At 70.3% G+C, this 24,225-nt stretch carries 1 pseudogene; it reads left to right on the top strand.

Features of this window, described 5'->3' with window-relative positions:
- Nucleotides 1-27: 27 nt before the first annotated feature.
- Nucleotides 28-24,225: pseudogene (locus tag AB0E24_RS26375) on the top strand (SDR family NAD(P)-dependent oxidoreductase); the annotation flags it as partial.

Genomic DNA, 24,225 nt, shown 5'->3' with positions numbered 1-24,225 from the left:
GACAAGCTGGTCGAGTATCTCCGTTGGGCGACCGCCGAGCTGCACACGACCCGCGCGAAGCTGCAAGCGGCCACCGAGGCCGGCACCCAGCCGCTGGCGATCGTGGGCATGGCGTGCCGTCTGCCGGGTGGCGTGTCGTCGCCGGAGGACCTGTGGCGCCTGGTCGAGTCCGGTACGGATGCGATCTCCGGTTTCCCAGTCGATCGGGGCTGGGACGTGGACGGCCTGTACGACCCGGATCCGGACGTGCCCGGGAAGTCGTACACCGTCGAGGGCGGCTTCCTCGACGCGGTGACCGGGTTCGACGCGCCATTCTTCGGTATCAGCCCCCGCGAGGCTCTGGCCATGGATCCGCAGCAGCGGCTGGTGCTGGAGGCGTCCTGGGAAGCCTTCGAACGCGCCGGTATCGAACCGGGCTCGGTGCGGGGCAGTGACACCGGTGTCTTCATGGGCGCCTTCCCCGGCGGCTACGGCACCGGCGCCGACCTCGGCGGGTTCGGGATGACCGGCGGCGCGGCGAGTGTGCTGTCGGGCCGGGTGTCGTACTTCTTCGGCCTCGAAGGCCCCGCCATGACCGTGGACACGGTGTGCTCGTCGTCGCTGGTGGCGTTGCATCAAGCGGGATACGCGCTGCGGCACGGCGAATGCTCCCTGGCCCTGGTCGGCGGTGTCACGGTGATGTCCACGCCGCAGACGTTCGTGGAGTTCTCCCGCCAGCGCGGCCTGGCCGCCGACGGCCGGTGCAAGGCATTCGCCGACAACGCGGACGGCACCGGATGGTCCGAGGGTGTCGGTGTGCTGCTGGTCGAGCGGCTGTCCGACGCCCAGGCCAGGGGCCACAACATCCTGGCTGTGGTCCGCGGATCGGCGGTCAACCAGGACGGAGCATCCAACGGTCTGACCGCCCCCAACGGCCCCTCCCAGCAACGGGTCATCCGACAGGCCCTGGCCAACGCCGGTCTGACCAAGGCCGACGTGGACGTGGTCGAGGCCCACGGCACCGGCACCACACTCGGCGACCCGATCGAGGCCCAAGCGGTGATCGCCACCTACGGCCAGGACCGCGACCGGCCGATCCTGCTCGGCTCCCTGAAGTCGAACCTCGGCCACACCCAGGCCGCCGCGGGTGTCTCCGGTGTCATCAAGATGGTCATGGCCCTCCAGAACGGCGTGGTACCCCGCACCCTGCACGTCGAAGAACCGTCACGACACGTCGACTGGACGGCCGGAGCTGTCGAGCTGGTGACGGAGAACCAGCCCTGGCCGGAGCTCGGCCGGGCCCGCCGGGCAGCGGTGTCCTCGTTCGGGCTCAGTGGCACCAATGCGCATGTCATCCTGGAGAGCGCGCCCGACCAACCCCCGGCGTCGGCCACGGACACCCCGGCGCCAGCTGCCACGGCCGGTGTGGTGCCGTTGCCGATCTCGGCCAAGACCGTGCCCGCCCTGGCCGATCTCGAAGACCGACTCCGCGCCTACCTGACCACCACACCCGAGACCGACCTGCCCGCCGTGGCATCAACACTGGCGACGACCCGATCGCTGTTCGAGCATCGCGCCGTGCTGCTGGGCGAGGACACCGTCACCGGCACCGCGATCCCCGATCCACGGGTGGTGTTCGTCTTCCCCGGCCAGGGCTGGCAATGGCAGGGCATGGGCAGCGCCCTCCTCACGTCATCGACCGTGTTCGCCGAACGGATGGCGGAATGCGCTGCCGCCCTGAGCGAGTTCGTGGACTGGGACCTGCTCACCGTGCTCGACGACCCCTCCATAGTCGATCAGGTGGACGTCGTGCAACCGGCCTGCTGGGCGGTCATGATCTCACTGGCCGCCGTCTGGCAAGCCGCCGGTATACACCCCGACATCGTCCTCGGCCACTCCCAGGGCGAAATCGCAGCAGCCTGCCTCGCCGGAGCCATCAGCCTGCCCGACGCCGCCCGCATCGTCGCTCAACGCAGCCAACTGATCGCCCACCAGCTCACGGGCCACGGCGCCATGGCATCGGTATCCCTCCCCGTCGATGACATCCCCATCACCGACGAGGTCTGGATCGCCGCCCACAACGGCACATCCACCGTCATCGCCGGTGACCCACAAGCCCTCGAGGCCGTCCTCGCCACGTGTGAAACACGCGGCGCACGCGTCCGGAAGATCAACGTCGATTACGCCTCACACACCCCGCACGTCGAACAGATCCGCACCGAACTACTCGACATCACCACCGGCATCGAAGCCCACACCCCGGCAGTGCCCTGGCTGTCGACCATCGACAACACCTGGATCGACCAGCCCCTCGACCCCGCCTACTGGTACCGCAACCTACGCGAACCCGTCCGCTTCGGCCCCGCCATCGACCTGCTGCAAACCCAGGACAACAACCTATTCATCGAAATCAGCGCCAGCCCCGTCCTCCTCCAGACAATGGACAACGCCGCCACCGTCGCCACCCTGCGCCGCAACGAAGACACCACCCAACGGCTCCTCACCGCCTTCGCCGAAGCCCACGTCCACGGTGCCACCATCAACTGGCCCACCGTCCTCAACACCACCACAACACCGGTGCTGGACCTGCCGACCTACCCCTTCCAACGCCAGCGCTACTGGGCCACCAGCAACGGCCGCCCCACCAGCCAGGGCCACCCGTTGCTGGAGACCGTCGTGGCACTGCCCGGCACCGACGGGGTGGCACTGACCGGCCGAATCTCACTCGCCACCCACCCCTGGCTAACCGACCACACAGTCCGCGGCACCGTCCTACTACCCGGCACCGCATTCGTGGAACTGGCAACCCGTGCCGCAACCGAGGTGAACTGCCAAGTCATCGACGAGCTGGTAATCGAGAAGCCTTTGACGCTGCCGCAGACCGACGGCGTCCAGCTCTCGGTCACCGTCGGGGAAGCCGACGAGGCCGGTCACCGCCCGGTGACCGTGTACTCCCAGACGGACGAGTCCGATGATTGGGTCCAGCACGTCACCGCCATCATCGGCCCCGGCGCGTCACTGCCGGAAACCGCCGCCTGGCCACCCGCCCACGCCGAACCGGTCAACGTCACCGGCCTCTACGACAACCTGGCCGCGGCGGGCTACGAGTACGGGCCCGCGTTCCAGGGTTTGCAGGCCGCGTGGCGTGCGGGCGACACCGTCTACGCCGAGGTCACTCTCGCCGAGGAACAGGCCCAGGAAACAGCCCGCTTCACCATGCATCCCGCCCTGCTCGACGCCGCCCTGCACACCATCGCCCTGCACGACACCGCCGACCTGCAACTCCCGTTCTCCTGGCGCCAGGTGCAGTTCCACGGCACCGGCGCGGCGACGCTACGGGTCGCGGTGACCCCGGCGGCGGACGGCTGGAACATCCGCGCCACCGACGACACCGGCCAGGCCGTAGCCACCATCGGCTCGCTCGTGACCCGGCCGATGGCCGCCGAGACAACGGACGACCTGCTCGCCCTGACGTGGACCGAGATCCCGGCTCCCGAGCCCGTCGATCCCACCGACGTGGTCGTGTTCATCGCGTTGCCTGACACCGTCGAGGACGTGCCGGCCCAGACCCGCGCGCTGACCACCCGGGTCCTGCACACCATCCAGGAATGGCTCGCCGACGATGACCGCACCCTGATCGTACGGACCGGCACCGACCTGGCCTCCGCCGCGGTATCCGGGCTGGTGCGCTCGGCCCAGTCGGAACACCCCGGCCGGTTCATACTCGTGGAAAGCGACGACGAAACCCTCACCCCGGAGCAGATCGCAGCAACCCCCGGGCTGGACGAACCCCGACTACGTATCACCGGCGGCCGTTACGAGGTGCCCCGCCTGACCCGCGAGGACACCGCACTCGCGGTTCCCACGGATCGCGCATGGCTGCTGGAACAACCCCGTAGCGGCTCGCTGGAAGACCTGGCCTTGCTACCCACCGATGCCGCCGAGCGTCCCCTGCAAGCCGGTGAGGTACGCATCGGCGTACGCGCCGCCGGCATGAACTTTCGCGACGTCGTGGTCGCCCTCGGCATGGTCACCGACACCCGCCTGGCCGGCGGCGAAGCAGCGGGCGTGGTCCTCGATGTCGGCACGGACGTGAATGACTTCCGTCCGGGCGACCGGGTGTTCGGCATCCTGGAGGGCGGATTCGGTTCCGTCGCCATATGCGACCATCGCACCCTGGCCGTGATCCCCGACGGCTGGTCGTTCACCACAGCGGCATCCGTCCCGATCGCGTTCGCCACCGCCTACTACGGTCTGGTCGACCTGGCCGGGCTGCGAGCGGGCGAATCGGTGCTGATCCACGCGGCCACCGGCGGCGTCGGCATCGCGGCGACCCAGATCGCCCGGCACCTCGGCGCCGAGATCTACGGCACCGCGAGCGTCGGCAAGCAGCACGTGCTGCGCGACGCCGGTCTGGCCGACGACCGGATCGCCGACTCCCGCACCACCGACTTCCGGGACACCTTCCGCGACGGCACCCAGGGCCGCGGCGTCGACGTCGTTCTGAACTCGTTGCGCGGCGACTTCATCGACGCCTCCCTCGACCTGCTGGTCGACGGCGGCCGGTTCATCGAGATGGGCAAGACCGACATCCGCGACGCCGCACAGATCCCGGATGCCACCTACCATGCCTTCGACCTGATGGATGCCGGCCGCGACCGGCTCCGCGAGATCATGACCGAGTTGCTCGCCCTGTTCGAGCAGGGTGTCCTGCACCCCATGCCGGTGCATGCCTTCGACATCCGGCAGGCTCGTGAGGCGTTCAGCTGGATGAGCCGGGCCCGCCACATCGGCAAGCTCGTACTCACCATCCCCCAGCCGATCGACCCCGACGGCACCGTGCTGATCACCGGCGGCTCCGGCGTCCTCGCCGGTATCGTCGCCCGGTATCTGGTGACCGAGAACCGGGCGCGGCGCCTCCTGCTGCTGTCACGCAGCGCCCCCTCCGCATCCCTGATCGACGAGCTGACCGCGTTGGGCGCCCACGTCGATGTCGCGGCCTGCGACGTCGCCGACCGCGCCGCGCTGGCCGAAATCCTCGACGGCGTCGACCTGACCGCGGTGATCCACACCGCCGGCGCCCTCGACGACGGTGTCGTGGAATCACTGACCCCGCAACGCCTCGACACCGTCCTGACCCCCAAGGCCGACGGCGCCTGGCACCTGCACGAGCTCACCCGCGACCGGGACTTGGCCGCATTCATCGTGTACTCGTCCGCCGCCGGCGTCCTGGGCGCCGCCGGACAAGGTAACTACGCTGCGGCCAACGCGTTCCTGGACGCTCTGGCCGTACACCGCCGCCTTGAGGGTTTGCCTGGTTTGTCCCTGGCCTGGGGACTGTGGGAGGACGCGAGCGGCCTGACCGCCGATCTCACCGACGCCGACCACGACCGGATCCGCCGCAGCGGCCAGCGTGCCATCACCGCCACGTACGGGATGCGGATGCTCGATGCCGCCACCCGGCAGAGCGAGGCGGTCCTGCTCGCCGCGCCGATCAGCCCGATCCAGGACGGGGACGTCCCCGCGATCCTGCGGTCACTGCACCGCCGGGTCGGCCGCCGAGCGTCTGTCGCTCATGGACACCCGGCCGATCTGACACCGGAAGCGCTTCTGAAGGTGGTGCGTGACAGCGCCGCCATGGTCCTGGGCCACGCCAACGCCGACACCGTCCCCACAGCAACCGCCTTCCAGGAACTCGGCCTCGATTCACTGACCGCGGTCGAACTCCGCAACAGCCTCACCAAAGCCACCGGCCTGCGACTGCCCGCCACCATGGCCTTCGACTACCCCACCCCGGACGCGCTGGCCGCCCGGCTCGGCGAACTACTCGCGGGCGAGGCGGCACCCAAGGCGGCCGCCGCGGTGCGCAGGGCCACGGCTTCGGATGAGCCGCTGGCGATCGTCGGCATGGCCTGCCGCCTGCCCGGCGGAGTGTCCACACCGGAAGACCTGTGGCGCCTGGTCGAGTCCGGCACCGACGCCATCACCGACTTCCCCACCGACCGCGGCTGGGACACCGACACCCTCTTCGACCCGGACCCCGACACCCCCGGCAAGACCTACACCGTGCACGGCGGCTTCCTGGACGACGTCGCCGGCTTCGACGCGCCGTTCTTCGGGATCAGCCCCCGCGAGGCCGTCGCCATGGACCCGCAGCAGCGCCTCGTGCTGGAATCTTCTTGGGAGGCGTTCGAGCGCGCCGGTATCCAGCCGGACTCAATTCGGGGTAGCGACACCGGGGTCTTCATGGGTGCCTACCCCGACGGCTACGGCATCGGTGCCGACCTCGCCGGATTTGGGGTCACCGCGGGCGCGGGCAGCGTGCTGTCCGGCCGCGTGTCGTACTTCTTCGGCCTCGAAGGCCCCGCCATGACGGTCGACACCGCTTGTTCGTCGTCGCTGGTCGCCCTGCACCAGGCGGCCTACGCGCTGCGGCAGGGCGAGTGCTCCCTCGCCCTCGTCGGCGGCGTGACCGTGATGCCATCCCCACGCACGTTCATCGAGTTCTCCCGCCAGCGCGGCCTGGCCACCGACGGGCGCAGCAAGGCGTTCGCCGACGCGGCGGACGGCACCGGCTTCTCCGAGGGTGTCGGCGTGCTCTTGGTCGAGCGGCTGTCCGACGCACAGGCCAAGGGCCACAACATCCTTGCTTTGGTGCGCAGCTCCGCGGTCAACCAGGACGGGGCATCCAACGGCCTGACCGCCCCCAACGGCCCCTCCCAGCAGCGGGTGATTCAGTCCGCACTGGCCGGCGCCGGGCTGACCAGCGCCGACGTGGACGTCGTGGAAGCACACGGCACGGGTACGACGCTGGGCGACCCGATCGAAGCCCAGGCCGTCCTCGCCACCTACGGCCAGGACCGCGACCAGCCCGTACTGCTCGGCTCACTCAAATCGAACCTCGGGCATACCCAGGCCGCCGCGGGTGTCTCCGGTGTCATCAAGATGGTCATGGCACTGCAACACAACACCGTCCCGGCCACCTTGCACGTGGATCAGCCGTCGCGGCACGTGGACTGGACGGCCGGCGCAGTGCGACTGGCGACCGAAAACCAGCCCTGGCCGGAAACCAACAGGCCACGACGAGCAGGCGTCTCGTCATTCGGCGTGAGTGGCACCAACGCGCACGTGATCCTCGAGCAGGCGCCCGCCGCGGGCCCGGTCGAGCCGGTGGACACAACCGACGTGGTGATCCCGCTGGTGGTGTCCGCGCGGAGTTCGGGCTCGCTCAGCGACCAGGCCGACCGGCTCGCGGCGCTCGTCGGCTCTCCGGACGCGCCCGCTCTCACAAGTCTGGCGGACGCGTTGCTCACCCGGCGAACCGTATTCTCGCAACGTGCGGTGGTGGTGGCGGATTCGCATGGGCAGGCGGCGGCCGGTCTGCGTGCGCTGGCCGCGGGCGATTCGCATCCTGCCCTGGTGACCGGCGCGGCCGGCCCCGCCCGTGGGGTGGTGCTGGTGTTCCCGGGCCAGGGTTCGCAATGGGCAGGCATGGGCGCCGAGCTGCTGGACGCCTCCCCGGTGTTCGCCGCCCGAATCGCCGAGTGCGCCGAGGCGTTGCGCCCGTGGGTCGACTGGTCGCTGGACGAGGTGTTGCGGGGTGACGCTTCCGCCGATGTGCTGCGGCGCGTCGACGTCGTGCAGCCGGCCAGCTTCGCGGTCATGGTGGGTCTGGCCGCCGTCTGGGAGTCGGCCGGTGTCAGGCCGGACGCGGTGCTGGGGCATTCGCAGGGGGAGATCGCCGCCGCGTACGTCGCCGGAGCTCTGTCGCTGACGGACGCAGCGAAGATCGTCGCCGTACGCAGTCGGCTGATCGCCGCCCGGCTGGCCGGGCGGGGCGGCATGGCGTCGGTCGCGCTCGCGCCGGAGGAGGCGGCGGCGAAGCTCGGCCGGACCGAACTGGCGGCGGTGAACGGTCCGGCCTCGGTGGTGATCGCCGGCGACGCCGAAGCCCTGGATGAGACGCTCGCGATGCTGGAGGGCGAGGGTGTCCGGGTCCGGCGGGTGGCGGTGGACTACGCCTCGCACACCCCGCATGTGGAGGAGCTCGAGCAGTCCATGGCCGAGGCGCTCGCCGATGTGCGGAGCCGGCAGCCGCGGGTCGGGTTCCTGTCGACGGTGACCGGTGACTGGGTGACCGACGCCGGTGCTCTCGACGGCGGCTATTGGTACCGGAACCTGCGGCAGCCGGTGCGGTTCGGCCCGGCGGTGGCGTCGCTGGCGGAGGCCGGGTACGCCGTGTTCGTGGAGGCCAGCGCACACCCGGTGCTGGTCCAACCGGTCACCGAGACCCTGGACCGGACCGATGCCGTGGTGACGGGAACGCTGCGTCGCCGGGACGGCGGCCTGCCGCGTCTGCTGACGTCGATGGCCGAGCTGTTCGTCGGCGGTGTGCCGGTCAACTGGCCGGTCCTGCTGCCCGCGGGCGCCGTGCGCGGCTGGGTGGACCTGCCGACGTACGCCTTCGACCACCAGCGCTACTGGCTGGAGAACAGGGTGGCCACCGACGCGGCGGCCCTCGGCCTGGCCGGAGCCGACCATCCGCTCCTCGGCGCGATCGTCGCCGTACCGCAGTCGGGTGGCGTGGCCATGACGTCGCGGCTGTCGCCGCGGAACCATCCGTGGCTGGCGGAACACACGCTCGGGGGTGTTCCGACGGTGCCGACGTCCGTCCTGGTCGAGCTTGCGGTCCGGGCCGGGGACGAGGTCGGCTGCGGTGTCGTCGAGGAGTTGACCGTCGACGCGCCGCTGCTGCTGCCCGAACGTGGCGGCGTACGCGTCCAGGTCATCGTCGGGGCGACCGACGCGAACGGCCAACGCGGCCTGGACATCTTCTCGGCCCCCGAGGACACCGGTCAGGAAGCATGGACCCGGCACGCGACGGGCACTCTGGCGCCCGGCGGCGACATCGCTGCCGACGTCGACCTCTCGGCCTGGCCACCGGCGAACGCACAACCGGTCGACGTGACCGACGGCTACGACCTGCTGGAACGAGCCGGGTACGGCTACGGCCCGGCGTTCCAGGGCGTACGCGCGATCTGGCGCCGTGGCGAAGAGCTGTTCGCCGAGGTCGCGTTGGAGCCGGAGCAGACCGACACAGCGGCGAGGTTCGGTCTGCATCCGGCCCTGCTGGACGCGGCCTGGCATCCGGAGCTGCGCGACGAAGTGGCCGAGACGAGCCCGGACGGCCGACGCTGGTGGTCGCAACCGTCGCGATGGGCCGGGCTTCGTCTGCACACGGCGGGAGCGACCGTCCTGCGGGTGCGGCTGGCGCCGGTCGACGCCGACTCGATGTCGCTCCAGGCGGCCGACGAGACCGGTGCCCCGGTGCTGACGGTGGACTCGCTGTCCTTGTGCGCGGTGTCCGCCGACCAGCTGACCACGGCCGAGAGCAGCGACGACGCGCTGTTCCGCCTGGAGTGGACGCCGCTGTCCAAGGCTCCGACCGCGGCGAGGTCGTGGGTGCCGGTGGAGACCGGCGCCGACGTGGCCGCCCTCGACGGGCAGGCCGTCGTCGACGCGGTGATGCTGGAGGCGGCCGGCACCGGGGACGCGCTGGAGCTGACCTGCCGGGTGCTGGAGGTCGTCCAGGCATGGCTGACCCTGCCGGGCTGGGACGAGTCGCGGCTCGTGGTGGTGACCCGGGGTGCTGTCGGCGCCGTCGGCGATCCGGCGGGGTCGGCGGTGTGGGGTCTGGTGCGTGCCGCGCAGGCGGAGAACCCGGACCGGATCGCGCTGCTGGACCTCGACGCCGGACGGCCGGTTGAGCCGCTGCTCGCCGAGGGTGAGCCTCAGCTGGCGATCCGGGGTGCTGAGGCGCTGGTCCCCCGGCTCATCCGGGCAGCCGCGGCAACGGATGCGCCCGCCCTGTTCGACGAGTCGCAGACGGTTCTCATCACCGGCGGAACCGGCTCGCTGGGCGGACTGCTGGCCCGGCATCTGGTCGGCCGGTACGGCCTGCGGCGTCTGGTACTGGTGAGCCGCCGCGGCCCCGACGCACCCGGCGCGTACGAGTTGGCGGCCGAACTGGCCGCGCACGGCGCCGAGGCCGCGCTGGTCGCGTGCGATCTGACCGACCGGGACGCGGTTGCCCGGCTGTTGACCGAGCACCACCCGACCGCGGTCGTGCATGCGGCCGGTGTGTCCGACGACGGCGTGATCGGCACACTGACTTCCGACCGGCTGGCTTACGTGTTCGGGCCGAAGGCGACCGCGGCCCGGCATCTGGACGAGCTGACCCGCGAGTTGCTCCCCGACCTGGCGGCGTTCGTCACCTACTCCTCCATCTCCGCGGTGTTCCTGGGCGCGGGCTCCGGCGGTTACGCGGCCGCGAACGCCTACCTCGACGGCCTGATGGCCAGGCGGCACGCCGAAGGGCTGCCCGGCCTGTCCCTGGCGTGGGGCCTGTGGGACCAGGAAGCCGACGGTGGCGGCATGGCCGCCGGCCTCCAGGACATCACCAGGAACCGGATGCGGCGCCGCGGCGGCGTGCTGTCGTTCACCCCGGCCGAGGGCATGGCGCTCTTCGACGCGGCCATGGCCACCGGCGAGGCGCTGGTGGTGCCGGTCCGGCTCGACCTGCCCGCCCTCCGCGCCGAAGCGGTCGCCGAGGGCCGCAGCGCTCCCGTCCTGCTGCGCGGCCTGGTCCGGCCTGGCCGACGGCTGGCCCGCACGGTGTCCGGCGGTACGGGCGTCCTGGCCGACTTGACGCCCGAAGCGCTGCTGAAACTGGTCTGTGGTCGTGCGGCAGCTGTGCTGGGTCATGTGGATGCGGATGCGGTTCCTGTGGCGGCGGCGTTCAGGGATCTGGGTGTGGATTCGCTGACTGCGGTTGAGTTGCGGAACAGTCTGGCGAAGGCTACGGGTCTGCGGTTGCCTGCCACGTTGGTGTTCGACTATCCGACTCCGACGGTGCTGGCTGGGCGGCTCGGTGAGCTGCTCGCGGGCGGGACGGCGCCGGTGAGGGCCGCTGTGGTGCGCAGGGCTGCGGCTTCGGATGAGCCGCTGGCGATCGTGGGTATGGCGTGCCGTCTGCCGGGTGGGGTGTTGTCGCCGGAGGATTTGTGGCGTCTGGTCGAGTCCGGTGGGGATGCGATTTCCGGTTTCCCGGTCGATCGGGGCTGGGACGTGGAGAATCTGTTCGATCCTGATCCGGACGCGGCGGGTAGGACGTACGCGGTGCGGGGTGGTTTCCTGGATGGGGCGGCGGGGTTTGATGCGTCGTTCTTCGGGATCAGTCCGCGTGAGGCGCAGGCGATGGATCCGCAGCAGCGTCTTGTGCTGGAAGTTTCCTGGGAGGCGTTCGAACGCGCGGGTATTGAGCCGGGGTCGGTGCGGGGCAGTGACACCGGTGTGTTCATGGGTGCCTACCCGGGCGGTTACGGCATGGGTACCGATCTGGGTGGTTTCGGGATGACGTCGGTCGCGGTGAGTGTGCTGGCGGGCCGGGTGTCGTATTTCTTCGGTCTTGAAGGCCCTGCGATGACGGTGGACACGGCGTGTTCGTCGTCGCTGGTGGCGTTGCATCAGGCGGGTTCGGCGTTGCGGCAGGGTGAGTGTTCGCTGGCTCTGGTCGGCGGGGTGACGGTGATGCCCACGCCGCAGACGTTTGTGGAGTTTTCCCGCCAGCGTGGTCTGGCGGCCGATGGCCGGTGCAAGGCGTTCGCCGATGCGGCGGATGGTACCGGCTTCTCCGAGGGTGTCGGTGTGCTGCTGGTCGAGCGGTTGTCGGATGCTCAGGCCAGGGGCCACAACATCCTGGCTGTGGTACGGGGATCGGCGGTCAATCAGGACGGGGCGTCCAACGGTCTGACCGCCCCGAACGGCCCCTCTCAGCAGCGGGTGATTCAGTCCGCACTGGCCGGCGCCGGGCTGACCAGCGCCGACGTGGACGTGGTGGAAGCACACGGCACGGGTACGACGCTGGGCGACCCGATCGAGGCCCAGGCGGTGATCGCCACCTACGGCCAGGACCGCGACCAGCCCGTGCTGCTCGGCTCCCTGAAGTCGAATCTCGGGCATACCCAGGCTGCCGCGGGTGTCTCCGGTGTCATCAAGATGGTCATGGCCCTCCAGAACGGCGTGGTACCCCGCACCCTGCATATCGACGAGCCCTCCCGGCATATCGACTGGACGGCCGGCGCTGTCGAGCTGGTGACGGAGAACCAGTCGTGGCCGGAGACGGGCCGGGCCCGCCGGGCGGCGGTGTCCTCGTTCGGCATCAGTGGCACCAATGCGCATGTCATCCTCGAAAGCGCACCCGACCAGCCCCAGGCGTCGGCCACGGGTATCCCGGTGTCGGACGTTACGGCCGATGTGGTGCCGTTGCCGATCTCGGCCAAGACCGTGCCCGCCCTGGCCGATCTCGAAGACCGACTCCGCGCCTACCTGACCACCGCACACGAGACCGACCTGCCCGCCGTGGCATCGACGCTGGCGATGACCCGGTCGGTGTTCGAGCATCGCGCCGTGCTGCTGGGGGAGGAGACCGTCACCGGTATCGCGGTGTCGGATCCGCGGGTGGTGTTCGTCTTCTCCGGTCAGGGGTCGCAGCGGGCTGGGATGGGTGAGGAGTTGGCTGCCGTGTTCCCGTTGTTCGCGCGGTTGCATCGGCAGGTGTGGGATCTGCTGGATGTTCCCGATCTTGATGTCGACGATACCGGGTATGTTCAGCCGGCTTTGTTTGCGTTGCAGGTGGCGCTGTTCGGGTTGCTGGAGTCGTGGGGTGTGCGTCCCCAGGCGGTGATCGGCCATTCCGTCGGTGAAGTTGCCGCGGGGTATGTGGCCGGGGTCTGGTCGTTGGAAGACGCGTGCACCCTGGTGTCTGCACGGGCCCGGCTGATGCAGGCGTTGCCGGCCGGTGGTGCGATGGTGGCGGTGCCGGTTTCGGAGGAGCGGGCACGGGCGGTGCTGGTCGATGGTGTGGAGATCGCCGCGGTCAACGGACCCGCCTCGGTCGTGCTCTCCGGCGACGAATCCGCCGTGTTGCGGGTCGCGGAGGGGCTGGGCAGGTGGACGAGGCTGTCGGCCAGCCACGCCTTCCACTCGGTCCGGATGGAGCCCATGCTGGAGGAGTTCCGGCAGGTTGCATCCGAGCTGACCTACCAGGAACCGCGCATCGTGATGGCCGCCGGTGAGCAGGTCACCACCCCCGAGTATTGGGTGCGGCAGGTCCGTGACACCGTCCGCTTCGGTGACCAGGTAGCCGCGTTCGAGGATGCGGTCTTCCTGGAGATCGGTCCGGACCGGACACTGTCGCGGCTGATCGACGGCATCCCGACATTGCACGGCGACGACGAGCAACACGCCGTGGTTACCGCACTGGCGGAACTGCACGTACAGGGCGTACCCATCGACTGGTCCTCGATTTTGGGTGTGAACCCGGCTCGCGTGCTGGACCTGCCCACCTACGCCTTCCAGCACGAGCGTTACTGGATGGTGAGTACTGGTCGGGTGGGTGGGGAGGGGCATCCGTTGCTGGGCTGGGGGGTGCCGGTCGCGGAGGCTGACGGGAGGTTGTACACCGGGAGGGTCGCTCGGCAGGACGGGCCTGTGCTGCCCGTGGCGGCGTTCGTCGAAATGGCCTTCGCGGCGGCCGGTGGCCAGCCGATCCGTGAACTGTCCGTGGACGCGTTGCTGTACATCCCGGACGACGGCACCGCCGAGCTCCAGACCTGGGTCGGCGAGCACCGGCTCACCATCCACGCCCGCTACCGCGATACCGAGCCGTGGACCCGACTGGCCAAAGCGACCCTGGACACCACCGCACCCGCCACCACACACACCCCGCATCCCGGCCTCATCACCACCGCCCTCACCCTCACCGGCGACGAGGCACCCGCCATCTGGCACGACCTGACCCTGCACACCAGCAACGCCACCGAACTCCACACCCACATCACCCCGGGCGACGACGGCACACTGACCATCACCGCCACCGATACGACCGGACAACCCGTCCTGACCGCACATACCGCCACCCCGACCACGATCCCCGTCCACACACCCACCACCCCAGCCGACGACCTGCTCACCCTCACGTGGACCCAGATCCCCACCCCCGGGCCGGGCGATGGCGCCGATGTCGTGGTGTGCACCGCTCTGCCCGAGCCCGACGGCGATCCACTGACCCAGACCCGCACCCTGACCGCCCAGGTGTTGCACAGCATCCAGACAGTACTGACCGGGGAGGACCGGCCGCTGGTCGTGCACACCGGCACCGGCCTGGCCTCCGCCGCCGTATCCGGCCTGGTCCGCTCAGCCCAGTCCGAACACCCCGACCGCTTCATCCTGGTCGAATCCGACGACGGGACCCTCACCCCGGATCAACTCGCCGCGGCCGCCGGGCTCGATGAGCCCTGGCTGCGCATCACCGGCGGCCGCTACGAAGTACCCCGGCTGACCAAAACCACCACCACCGCCACCACCGCCGTGTCCGAGCCTGTCTGGGACCCGGACGGCACGGTGCTGATCACCGGTGGCTCCGGTGCCCTGGCCGGCATCCTCGCCCGGCACCTCGTCACCGAACGCGGCGTGCGTCACCTGCTGCTGATCTCCCGCAGCACCCCCTCCACGACCCTGATCAACGAACTGAGGGAGCTGGGCGCCCACATCGAAACCGCGGCCTGCGATGTCTCCGACCGCGCCGCACTGGCCCACGTCCTGGACGGCGTCGACCTGACCGCGGTGTTCCACACCGCCGGAGCCCTCGATGACGGTGTCGTGGAGTCGTTGACTCCGCAGCGGGTTGATGCTGTTTTGCGGCCCAAGGCGGATGGTGCCTGGTATCTGCACGAGCTCACCCGCGACCGGGACTTGGCGGCGTTCGTCATGTACTCCTCTGCGGCCGGTGTGATGGGTGCCGCGGGCCAGGGCAACTACGCGGCGGCCAACGCGTTCCTCGATGCCCTGGCCGAACACCGTCACGCTGACGGGTTGCCCGCGCTCTCCCTGGCATGGGGCATGTGGGACGACACAGACGGCATGACCGCATCCCTGTCCGACACCGACCACCGCCGCATCCGCCGCAGCGGCCAGCGCGCCATCACCGCCGAACACGGGATGCGCCTGCTCGACAAGGCGTCCGGCCGCAGCGAACCGGTACTGGTCGCCACCGCAATGAACCCGATCCCCGACACGGACCTGCCCGCCCTGCTGCGCTCGCTGTATCCCAAAACAGCACGAAAGAGCCAGCCAATCCAAGAACTATCGCCGGAAGCGCTCCTGAAAATCGTGCGCGACAGCGCCGCCATGGTCCTGGGCCATGCCAACGCCGACACCGTTCCCGCAGCAACCGCCTTCCAGGAACTCGGCCTCGATTCACTGACCGCGGTCGAACTCCGCAACAGCCTCACCAAGGCCACCGGCCTGCGACTACCCGCCACCATGGTGTTCGACTACCCGACACCGACCGCGCTGGCCGGACGGCTCGGCGAACTGCTAGGCGAGACGACACCCGCGACGGCCGCCGTGGTGCGCAGGGCCACGGCTTCGGACGAGCCGCTGGCGATCGTCGGCATGGCCTGCCGCCTGCCCGGCGGAGTGTCCACACCGGAAGACCTATGGCGCCTGGTCGAGTCCGGCACCGACGCCATCACCGACTTCCCCACCGACCGCGGCTGGGACACCGACACCCTCTTCGACCCGGACCCCGACACCCCCGGCAAGACCTACACCGTGCACGGCGGCTTCCTGGACGACGTCGCCGGCTTCGACGCATCGTTCTTCGGCATCAGCCCCCGCGAAGCCCTCGCCATGGACTCCCAACAACGCCTCGTACTCGAAGCCGCCTGGGAGGCGTTCGAACGCGCGGGTATCGAACCGGGCTCGGTGCGGGGCAGCGACACCGGCGTGTTCATGGGCGCCTACCCCGACGGCTACGGCATCGGCGCCGACCTCGGCGGCTTCGGCGCCACCGCAGGCGCGGGCAGCGTGCTCTCCGGCCGCCTGTCGTACTTCTTCGGCCTCGAAGGCCCTGCCATGACGGTCGACACCGCCTGTTCCTCATCGCTGGTCGCCCTGCACCAAGCGGGATCCGCTCTACGACAGGGCGAGTGCTCCCTGGCCCTGGTCGGCGGAGTGACCGTGATAGCCAACCCGCAGATCTTTGTCGAGTTCTCCCGCCAGCGCGGCCTGGCCGCCGACGGCCGGTGCAAGGCATTCGCCGACAACGCGGACGGCACCGGCTTCTCCGAAGGCGTCGGTGTGCTGCTGGTCGAGCGGCTGTCCGACGCCCAGGCCAAGGGCCACAACATCCTGGCTGTGGTCCGCGGATCGGCGGTCAACCAGGACGGGGCATCCAACGGTCTGACCGCCCCCAACGGCCCCTCCCAGCAACGGGTCATCGGACAGGCCCTGGCCAACGCCGGTCTGACCACGGCCGACGTGGACGTGGTCGAGGCCCACGGCACGGGTACGACACTCGGCGACCCGATCGAGGCCCAGGCGGTGATCGCCACCTACGGCCAGGACCGCGACCAGCCCGTGCTGCTCGGCTCCCTGAAGTCGAACCTCGGCCACACCCAGGCCGCCGCGGGTGTCTCCGGTGTCATCAAGATGGTCATGGCACTGCGCCATGACACCGTCCCGGCCACCCTGCATATCGACGAGCCCTCCCGGCATATCGACTGGACGGCCGGCGCTGTGGAACTGGTGACGGAGAACCAGCCCTGGCCTGAACTCGACCGACCGCGCCGGGCAGCGGTCTCAGCCTTCGGCGTCAGCGGCACCAATGCGCATGTCATCCTGGAGAGCGCGCCCGACCAACCCCCAGCGTCGGCCACGGACACCCCGGCGCCGGCCGTCACGGCCGGTGTGGTGCCGTTGCCGATCTCGGCCAAGACCGTGCCCGCCCTGGCCGACCTCGAAGACCGACTCCGCGCCTACCTCACCACCACACCCGAGACCGACCTGCCCGCCGTGGCATCAACACTGGCGACGACCCGATCGCTGTTCGAGCATCGCGCCGTGCTGCTGGGCGAGGACACCGTCACCGGTATCGCGATCGCGGATCCACGGGTGGTGTTCGTCTTCCCCGGCCAGGGCTGGCAATGGCAGGGCATGGGCAGCGCCCTGCTCGCGTCATCGACCGTGTTCGCCGAACGGATGGCGGAATGCGCTGCCGCCCTGAGCGAGTTCGTCGACTGGGACCTGCTCACCGTGCTCGACGACCCCTCCATAGTCGACCGAGTGGACGTCGTGCAACCGGCCTGCTGGGCGGTCATGATCTCACTGGCCGCCGTCTGGCAAGCCGCCGGTATACACCCCGACATCGTCCTCGGCCACTCCCAGGGCGAAATCGCAGCAGCCTGCCTCGCCGGAGCCATCAGCCTGCCCGACGCCGCCCGCATCGTCGCCCAACGCAGCCAACTGATCGCCCACCAACTCACCGGCCACGGCGCCATGGCATCCATATCCCTCCCCGCCGACGACATCCCCACCACCGACAAAGTCTGGATCGCCGCCCACAACGGCACATCCACCGTCATCGCCGGCGACCCACAGGCCCTCGACACCCTCCTCGCCACATGCGAAACACGCGGCGCACGCGTCCGGAAGATCAACGTCGACTACGCCTCACACACACCCCACGTCGAGCAGATCCGCACCGAACTACTCGACATCACCACCGACATCACAACCCACACCCCGACAGTGCCCTGGCTGTCGACCACCGACAACACCTGGATCGACCAGCCCCTCGACCCCACCTACTGGTACCGCAACCTACGCGAACCCGTCCGCTTCGGCCCCGCCATCGACCTGCTGCAAACCCAGGACAACAACCTATTCATCGAAATCAGCGCCAGCCCCGTCCTGCTCCAGACAATGGACAACGCAACCACCGTCGCCACCCTGCGCCGCGACGAAGACACCACCCAACGGCTCCTCACCGCCTTCGCCGAAGCCCACGTCCACGGTGCCACCATCGACTGGCCCACCGTCCTCGACACCACCACAACACCGGTGCTGGACCTGCCGACCTACCCCTTCCAACGCCAGCGCTACTGGGCCACCAGCAACGGCCGCCCCACCAGCCAGGGCCACCCCTTGCTGGAAACCGTCGTAGCACTGCCCGGCACCGACGGGGTCGCACTCACCGGCCGAATCTCACTCGCCACCCACACCTGGCTAACCGACCACACAGTCCGCAGCACCGTCCTACTACCCGGCACCGCATTCGTAGAACTGGTAACCCATGCCGCAACCGAGGCGAACTGCCAGATCATCGACGAGCTGATAATCGAGGCACCACTGCCGCTGCCGCAGAACGGCGGCGTCCAGCTCTCGGTGACGGTGGGCCAGGCCGACGAGGCTGGGTGTCGCCCGGTGACCGTGTACTCCCAGACGGACGAGTCCGATGATTGGATCCAGCACGTCACCGCCACCATCGCCCCCGGCGCGTCACTGCCGGAAACCGCCGCCTGGCCGCCCGCCCACGCCGAACCGGTCAACGTCACCGGCCTCTACGACAACCTGGCCGCGGCGGGCTACGAGTACGGGCCCGCGTTCCAGGGTTTGCAGGCCGCGTGGCGTGCGGGCGACACCGTCTACGCCGAGGTCACTCTCGCCGAGGAACAGGCCCAGGAAACAGCCCGCTTCACCATGCATCCCGCCCTGCTCGATGCCGCCCTGCACACCATCGCCCTGCACGACACCGGCGACCTGCACCTGCCGTTCTCCTGGACTCGGGTGCAGTTCCACGGTACCGGCGCGGCGACACTACGGGTGGCGGTGACCCCGGCGGCGGACGGCTGGAACATCCGCGCCACCGACAACACCGGCCAGACCGTAGCCACCATCGGATCCCTGGTGACCCGGCCGATGGCCGCCGAGACAACGAACGACCTGCTCGCCCTGACGTGGACCGAGATCCCGGCTCCCGAGCCCGTCGATCCGGCGGATGTCGTGGTTTTCACCGCATTGCCCGAGCCCGGCAGTGACCCGCTGACCCAGACCCGCACGCTGACCACCCGGGTCCTGCACACCATCCAGGAATGGCTCGCCGACGATGACCGCACCCTGATCGTACGAACCGGCACCGACCTGGCCTCGGCCGCGGTATCCGGGCTGGTGCGCTCGGCCCAGTCGGAACACCCCGGCCGGTTCATACTCGTGGAAAGCGACGACGAGACCCTCACCCACGAGCAGCTCGCAGCAACCGCCCGGCTGGACGAACCCCGACTACGTATCACCGACGGCCATTACGAGGTCCCCCGCCTGACCCGCGAGGACACCGCACTCGCGGTTCCCGAAGTCGGTGCCTGGATGCTCGATCAGCCGTCTCGTAGCGGCACCTTGCAGGACCTCCGCCTGGTCCCCACCGATGCCGCCGAACGGCCGCTGCGGCCCGGGGAGGTACGCGTCGGTGTACGCGCGGCGGGTTTGAACTTCCGCGACGTGGCCGTCGCCCTCGGCATGGTCACCGACACCCGTCTGATCGGCGGTGAGGGCGCCGGTGTCGTCCTCGAGGCCGGCCCCGGCGTGGAGGATCTGAGGCCGGGCGACCGCGTGTTCGGCCTTCTCGAAGGCGGATTCGGGCCGGTCGCCATCGCCGACCGCCGTGCCCTCGCCCTGATCCCCGACGGCTGGTCGTTCACCACAGCGGCATCCGTCCCGATCGCGTTCGCCACCGCCTACTACGGTCTGCTCGACCTGGCCGAGCTGCGAGCGGGCGAATCGGTGCTGATCCACGCCGCCACCGGCGGCGTCGGCATGGCCGCCACCCAGATCGCCCGATACCTCGGCGCCGATGTCTACGCCACCGCCAGCACCGGAAAGCAGCATGTCCTGCGGGACGCCGGTCTCAGTGACGACCGGATCGCCGACTCCCGCACCACCGGCTTCCGCGAGACCTTCCGCGACAGCACCGACGGCCGCGGTGTCGACGTGGTCCTCAACTCCCTCAAGGGCGACTTCGTCGACGCGTCCCTCGACCTGCTGGTCGAAGGCGGCCGGTTCATCGAGATGGGCAAGACCGACATCCGCGACGCCGCTCAGATCCCGGATGCCACCTATCGGGCCTTCGACCTCATGGACGCCGGCCCGGAGCGCCTGCGGGAGATCATCACCGAGTTGCTCGCCCTGTTCGAGCAGGGCGTCCTGCGGCCGTTGCCGGTGCATGCCTTCGACGTCCGGCAGGCCCGCGACGCGTTCGGCTGGATGAGCCGGGCCCGCCACATCGGCAAGCTCGTACTCACCATCCCCCAGCCGATCGACCCCGACGGCACCGTGCTGATCACCGGCGGCTCCGGCGTCCTCGCCGGCATCGTCGCCCGCCACCTCGTGACCGCCGAGGGCCTGCGGAACTTGCTCCTCCTCTCCCGCAGCGCCCCGTCCGAGGCTTTGATCGGTGAGCTGACCGCGTTGGGGGCTCGCGTCGAGACCGCGGCCTGCGACGTCGCCGACCGCGCCGCGCTGGCCCGAGTCCTCGACGGCGTTCCGCTGACCGCGGTGATCCATACCGCCGGCGCCCTCGACGACGGTGTCGTGGAGTCGCTCGACCCGCAACGCCTCGACTCCGTTCTGACGCCCAAGGCCGACGGCGCCTGGCACCTGCACGAGCTCACCCGCGACAGGGATCTTGCCGCGTTCATCATGTACTCCTCCGCAGCCGGTGTGCTGGGCGCTGCCGGACAGGGCAATTACGCGGCTGCCAACGCGTTCGTGGACGCTCTGGCCGTACACCGCCGCCTTGAGGGTTTGCCTGCTCTTTCCCTGGCCTGGGGCTTGTGGGACGACACGAGCGCCCTGACTGCCGGCCTCACGGACAGCGACCACGGCCGGATCCGCCGCAGCGGTGCGCGGACCATCACCGCCGAGCACGGGATGCGGATGTTCGACGCCGCCACCCGGCAGAGCGAGGCGGTCCTGCTCGCCGCGCCGATGGGCCCGATCCGCGGCGAGGACGTCCCGGCTCTGCTGCGCGGGCTGGCGACGGTGCGGCAACCGCGGACGAGGGCCAAGCGCGACATGGGCCCGGAGCGGCTGCGGGATCGGCTCAACGGCCGGACGAGCGTCGAGCAGCACCGCATCATGGTCGAACTGGTGCTGGCGCACGCGACGTCGGTACTCGGCCACGAGTCGCCGGACGCGATCGCGCCGGACCGGGCGTTCAAGGATCTGGGCATGGACTCGCTGACCGCGATCGAGCTCCGCAACCACCTCGTGGCGGAGACCGGGGTGCGGCTGCCCGCCACGACGGCGTTCGACCACCCGACCGCGGACGACCTGGCCAAGCGGCTCCTCGCAGAGGTCGGGCTCGCCCAGGCGCCGCAGCGCACCGAGGCCGGCATCCGCGAAGAGGTCGTGGTCCGCGAACCGGCCGGCGACGACTCCTGGACCAGCGAGCCGATCGCCATCGTGTCGATGTCGTGCCGCGCACCCGGTGGGGTCGATTCTCCCGAGAGCCTGTGGCGTCTGGTCGAGTCCGGCACCGACGCGATCACCGACTTCCCCGGCGACCGCGGCTGGGACGTGGCCGGCCTGTACTCGCCGGACCCCGACACCGGTTACAAGACCTACTGCGTGCAGGGCGGCTTCCTGGACGCCGCGGCCGACTTCGACGCCGCCTTCTTCGGCATCAGCCCGCGTGAGGCGCTGGGCATGGACCCGCAGCAGCGGCTGCTGCTGGAGACCTCCTGGGAGGCGATCGAGCGGGCGAGGATCGATCCAAGGTCACTGCGTGGCCGCAATGTCGGTGTCTACGTGGGCGGAGCGGCCCAGGGGTACGGCGTGGGCGCCATCGATCAGCAGCGGGACAACGTGATCACCGGCAGCTCGATCAGCCTGCTGTCCGGACGGTTGTCGTACGCGCTCGGTCTGGAGGGCCCCGGCGTCACCGTCGACACGGCCTGCTCCTCCTCTCTGGTGGCCCTGCACCTCGCGTGCCAGGCGCTGCGGCAGCGCGAGTGCTCGATGGCGCTGGTGAGCGGGGTTTCGGTGATCCCCACCCCGGACGTGTTCGTGGAGTTCTCACGTCAGCGCGGCCTCGCGGCCGACGGCCGGTGCAAGTCGTTCTCCGCGTCGGCGGACGGCACGATCTGGGCCGAGGGCGTGGGCGTCCTGGTGCTGGAGCGGCTTTCCGAGGCGACCCGGCTGGGCCACCGGGTCCTGGCCGTCGTCCGGGGCAGCGCGGTCAACTCCGACGGCGCCTCGAACGGGCTGACCGCACCGAACGGCGTCTCCCAGCAGCGGGTGATCCGCCAGGCGCTGACCGGCGCCGGCCTCACCGCGGCGGACGTGGACGTGGTCGAGGCGCACGGCACCGGCACGAAGCTCGGTGATCCCATCGAGGCGGAGGCCATCCTGGCGACCTACGGGCAGGACCGTTCGACGCCCGTGTGCCTGGGCTCGCTGAAGTCGAACATCGGCCACGCCATGGCGGCGTCGGGCGTCCTCGCCGTGATCAAGATGGTGGAGGCGATGCGGCACGGGATGATCCCGCGGACCCTGCACGTGGAAGAGCCGTCGCCGCACGTCGACTGGGCGTCGGGCGACGTCGCTCTGCTGACCGAGAACCAGCCGTGGCCGGATGACGCCAAACTGCGCCGGGCCGGGGTGTCCTCCTTCGGGCTCAGCGGCACCAACGCGCACGTGGTGCTCGAACAGTACCGGGCGCCGGCGGCGCCCGACATCACCACCACCGAGCACCAACCGCTGGCCTGGACGCTGTCGGCCCGCGACCCGAAGGCGCTGCGCGAGCAGGCGGGCCGGTTGCATGCCGCCCTGACCGAGTCCCCGCAGTGGCGTCCGCTGGACATCGGCTACTCCCTGGCGACGACCCGCTCGAACTTCGCGCACCGGGCCGTCGCGGTCGGCTCCGACCGCGAAGACCTTCTGCGCGCACTGTCGAAGCTGGCGGACGGCTCCGCGTGGCCGGCCCTGGTCACCGCGACCGCCAAGGACCGGCGGGTCGCCTACCTGTTCGACGGGCAGGGCAGCCAGCGGCCGGACATGGGCAGCGGCCTGTACGAGCGCTTCCCTGCCTTCGCACGCGCCTGGGACCGGATCAGCGCCGAGTTCGGCAAACACCTCGACCACTCGCTGACCGACGTCTACCTCGGCCGGGGCGACGCGGCGACGGCCGACCTCGTCGACGACACCCTCTACGCGCAGGCGGGCCTCTTCACCATGGAGATCGCGCTGTTCGAACTGCTGGCGGAGTGGGGCGTGCGCCCCGACTTCGTCAGCGGGCACTCGATCGGTGAGACGGCCGCGGCGTACGCCGCGGGAGTGCTCTCGCTCGAGGACGTCACCACGCTGATCGTCGCGCGGGGACGAGCGCTGCGGCAGGTCCCGCCCGGCGCCATGGTCGCGCTGCGGGCGGGCGAGGACGAGGCGCGGGAGTTCCTCGGGCGTACGGGTGCGGCGCTCGATCTCGCAGCGGTCAACAGCCCGACGTCGGTGGTGGTGTCGGGTGCGTCCGAGGCGGTGGCCGGCTTCCGGGCCCGGTGGACGGAGTCCGGGCGGGAGGCCAGGACCTTGAACGTCCGCCACGCCTTCCACTCGCGCCATGTGGAGGCCGTGCTCGGTGAGTTCAGGGAGGTGCTGGAGTCGCTGACCTTCCGTACCCCGGCGCTCCCCGTGGTGTCCACCGTGACCGGACACCTGATCGAGCCGACAGAGCTGAGCACATCGGAGTACTGGCTGCGCCAGGTCAGGCAGACCGTACGCTTCCACGACGCCGTCCGCGAACTGTCCGGTCAAGGCGTCGGCACGTTCGTGGAGATCGGCCCCTCGGGTGCGCTCGCCTCGGCCGGGCTCGAATGCCTCGGCGACGAAGCCTCGTTCCACGCGGTGCAACGCCCGGGGTCACCGGGAGACGTCTGCCTGATGACGGCCGTCGCGGAGTTGCACGCGGGCGGGACGACCGTCGACTGGGCGACGGTCCTGGCCGGCGGCCGGGCCACGGATCTGCCGGTCTATCCGTTCCAGCACGGGTCCTACTGGCTCGCCCCGGTCACGCGTGCCGCCGACGGTGCCCCGTCCGCGGGTGTGCCGGCCCCCGGCGAGTACGCCCGGCCCTCCGCCCCGGAGGAGCCCCGGACCATGCTGGAACTCGTCCGGCTGGAAGCGGCGATCGCCCTGAGCATCACCGACCCCGGCCTCATCGCGGACGACTCGTCCTTCCTCGATCTGGGCTTCGACTCGATCAGCGCCCTGCGGCTGAGCAATCGGCTGGCCGCGGTCACCGGCCTGGACCTGCCGCCCTCCCTGCTGTTCGACCACCCCACACCGGCCGAACTG

The organism is Streptomyces malaysiensis subsp. malaysiensis, from assembly GCF_040653035.1.
GTDB classification, from domain to species: domain Bacteria; phylum Actinomycetota; class Actinomycetes; order Streptomycetales; family Streptomycetaceae; genus Streptomyces; species Streptomyces malaysiensis.
Note: the sequence above shows the minus strand (reverse complement) of the source record. Positions and strands in the feature narration are given on the sequence as shown.